This is a genomic window from Stenotrophomonas sp. HMWF003 (assembly GCF_003061285.1).
Taxonomy (GTDB): domain Bacteria; phylum Pseudomonadota; class Gammaproteobacteria; order Xanthomonadales; family Xanthomonadaceae; genus Stenotrophomonas; species Stenotrophomonas maltophilia_AP.
The window spans coordinates 5,793-8,805 of record NZ_QAIW01000288.1 but is presented as its reverse complement, the minus strand read 5'-3'; the positions used below and the strand labels follow the sequence as shown (position 1 = coordinate 8,805).

Sequence of the window (3,013 nt, the reverse complement as noted above, 5' to 3'; positions counted from 1 at the left end):
ATGCAAGCCGCGATCGAGGCGTTGCAACAGCGCCAGGCGGCCGGCTGCGTGGTGCTGGGCGATCCGGGCTACTACGGGCGGTTCGGGTTCGAGGCCGATCCGCGCCTGCGCCTGCCGGGCATCCCGGCCGAATTTTTCCAGGCGCGTCGGCTGCGCGGGGACAGCCCCGATGCCGATGTGCGTTACCACGCCGGCTTCGAGGCCAGTGCCTGAGCACGGCTTCGTTCTGCGGCGCGCCGGTACGCACGCATTGATGCAGTGCAGCAAAACACCTGCGAACGGCGCGCAGACGTGATGCCAACGTCGGCGATCTAGGCGTAAACGCCGCGTCCCGGTACCCTGCTCATCTGATCCAGTAGTTGCGCCGTGTCCCGCGCGCGATTCCCAGGCAACCGCCGCAGGCCCCTGGCCGGTGGCACTACCCAAGAGTTACGCCCCCCATGAGCGAAGAGACCACCGCCCTGCCCCCGCGTGAAGCCATGGAGTTCGACGTGGTGATCGTCGGTGCCGGCCCTGCCGGCCTGGCCACGGCCATCCGCCTGCGCCAGCGCGCGATCGAAGCCGGCCGCGAACTGTCCGTCTGCATCCTGGAAAAGGGCTCCGAGCCGGGCGCACATATCCTGTCCGGCGCCATCATGGACCCGCGCGCGCTCACCGAACTGTTGCCGGACTGGGCCGAGCGCGGCGCGCCGCTGAAGCAGAAGGTCACCCGCGACGAGTTCCTGTTCCTCAGCGAAACCGGCGCGCGCGGCACCCCGCATGCGCTGCTGCCCGAGTGCTTCCATAACGATGGCAACTACATCGTCAGCCTGGGCGAGGTCACCCGCTGGCTGGCCCAGCAGGCCGAAGCGCTGGAGGTATCGATCTTCCCCGGCTTCCCCGCCGCCGAAGTGCTGTACACCGCCGACGGCGCGGTGATGGGCGTGGCCACCGGCGACATGGGCATCGAGAAGAACGGCCAGCCCGGCCCGAACTTCGAGCGCGGCATGGAACTGCATGCCAAGTACACGATCTTCGCCGAAGGCTCGCGCGGCCACCTCGGCCGCCAGCTGATCGCGCGCTACCAGCTCGACGCCGGCAAGGACCCGCAGGCCTACGGCATCGGCATCAAGGAGCTGTGGCAGATCGACCCGGCCAGGCATGAGCCGGGCCTGGTGGTGCACGCCGCCGGTTGGCCGCTGGACAACGCCACCTACGGCGGCGCGTTCCTGTACCACGCCGATGGCGGCAAGGTGTCCATCGGCTACGTGGTCGGCCTGGATTACAAGAATCCATGGCTGAGCCCGTTCGAGGAATTCCAGCGCTTCAAGACCCATCCGTCGATCCGCAAGCACCTCGAGGGCGGCAAGCGCATCGGTTACGGCGCCCGCGCGATCACCGCCGGCGGCCTGATGTCGCTGCCCAAGACCGTGTTCCCCGGTGGCGCATTGGTCGGCTGCGAAGCCGGCTTCCTCAACGTCAGCCGCATCAAGGGCAGCCACGCGGCGATCAAGACCGGCATGCTGGCCGCCGATGCCGCCTTCGATGCGCTGGTGGCCGACCGCCAGCACGACGAACTGAGCGCCTACCCGGCCGCGTTCGAAAGCAGCTGGCTGCATGACGAGCTCAAGCAGTCCAGGAACTTCAAGCAGTGGTTCAAAAAGGGCCAGACGGTCGCCACGCTGATGACCGGCATCGAACAGTGGCTGCTGCCCAAGCTGGGCATCCGCAACCCGCCGTGGACGCTGCGCCACAGCACGCCGGACCATGCCTGCCTGGAACCGGCCGACAAGCACGCGAAGATCGTCTATCCCAAGCCCGATGGCGTGCTCACCTTCGACCGGCTCAGCTCGGTGTTCCTGAGCAGCACCAACCACGCCGAAGACCAGCCCAGCCACCTGACGCTGAAGGATGCCAGCGTGCCGGTACGGGTCAACCTGGCCGAGTACGCCGGCCCGGAAGCGCGGTACTGCCCCGCCGGCGTCTACGAATTCGTGGGTGCGCAGGGAAGCGAACAGCTGCAGATCAACGCGCAGAACTGCGTGCACTGCAAGACCTGCGACATCAAGGATCCCACCCAGAACATCGTCTGGGTGACCCCGCAGGGCGGTGGCGGCCCGAACTACACCGGCATGTAATGCACCCGGCCTGCGACCCTGCGTCGCAGGCCGTAGCCGCGCGGCCGGCGCTGGCTATCATCTGCGCTCGCCCCAACCGGACGATTCCGATGAAGCCGCTGCTGCGCCTGTGTTGTGTTGTTGTTGCCTGCCTGGGGCTGGCCGCCTGCGCGCGTGCGCCGCAGACGCCCGAACAACAGCACCAGCAGCAGTTGCAGCGCGCGTTCGCGATCTGCGCCGGCTGCCACACCGTCACCCCCGGGGGCGTGCACCGCTTCGGCCCCAACCTGCACGGGGTGATCGGGCGGCGTGCCGGCAGCCTGGCTGACTACCCCTATTCCAACGCCATGCGCCAGTCCGACATCACCTGGAACGAGCAGACCCTGGATGCGTTTCTGCGCGCGCCAGCCAGCGTGGTGCCCGGGTCGCGCATGCTCAACGCTACCGCCGATCCGGAGCGACGCAGGCACGTGATCGAGTACCTGCAACAGGCACGCTGAGCCGCGCCGCGGCGATCAGCTGGCCTGCAACGAGGCCAGGTAAGCGCGCAATGCCTGTTCGAATGCGTCGATGTCGGCATGGCAGGCGTCGACGCCCGCCGCGTCGATCTGCTCCATCACCCTGCGCGCCTGGTCGGCCAGGGCCATGGCACCCAACGTGCCCAGGCCGCCCACGATGCGGTGCAGGACCTCCACGGCAACCTCGCTGTCGCTGTCCTCACGCGCGGCCTGGCTGCGCTGCAGGTCGTCCTCGGTGGTGCTGCGCATGCTGTCGATCATCACGCTGGCCACGTGCTCGGAGCCGAAGCGCTGCACGATCGCGGCGCGGTTGGGTGCCGCGGCAGCGGTCGCGGTGGGCGCCGGTGCCACCCCGTCGGCGGCGCCCCCGGCGTGGCCGGGCAGCCAGCGCAACAGCAC

3 protein-coding genes and 1 pseudogene are annotated in these 3,013 nt (G+C 68.7%); 3 read left to right on the top strand and 1 reads right to left on the bottom strand.

The features are described from left to right. The 3 genes and pseudogenes from DBR34_RS22820 to DBR34_RS11910 form a co-directional block, all read left to right on the top strand. Nucleotides 1-213 (top strand): annotated as a pseudogene (locus tag DBR34_RS22820) (GNAT family N-acetyltransferase); the annotation flags it as partial. Nucleotides 214-440: 227 nt separating this feature from the next. Further along, nucleotides 441-2,117, top strand: coding sequence for an electron transfer flavoprotein-ubiquinone oxidoreductase (locus DBR34_RS11915; RefSeq protein ID WP_128096953.1), 1,677 nt, complete (start codon nucleotides 441-443; stop codon nucleotides 2,115-2,117). An 89-nt stretch (nucleotides 2,118-2,206) separates the two neighbouring features. Further along, nucleotides 2,207-2,596 (top strand): c-type cytochrome, encoded by a 390-nt coding sequence (locus DBR34_RS11910; RefSeq protein WP_128096952.1) that lies wholly within the window; start codon nucleotides 2,207-2,209, stop codon nucleotides 2,594-2,596. 15 nt (nucleotides 2,597-2,611) lie between these two features. Here DBR34_RS11910 and DBR34_RS22815 read toward each other — a convergent pair. Further along, nucleotides 2,612-3,013 (bottom strand): Hpt domain-containing protein (locus DBR34_RS22815; protein ID WP_258223853.1); only part of this gene is annotated, 402 nt, incomplete at its 5' end.

Bases quoted from the DNA above. Each gene is read 5' to 3' on its own strand.
- DBR34_RS11915 (WP_128096953.1), top strand. From the start codon at position 441: ATGAGCGAAGAGACCACCGCCCTGCCCCCGCGTGAAGCCATGGAGTTC.
- DBR34_RS11910 (WP_128096952.1), top strand. From the start codon at position 2,207: ATGAAGCCGCTGCTGCGCCTGTGTTGTGTTGTTGTTGCCTGCCTGGGG.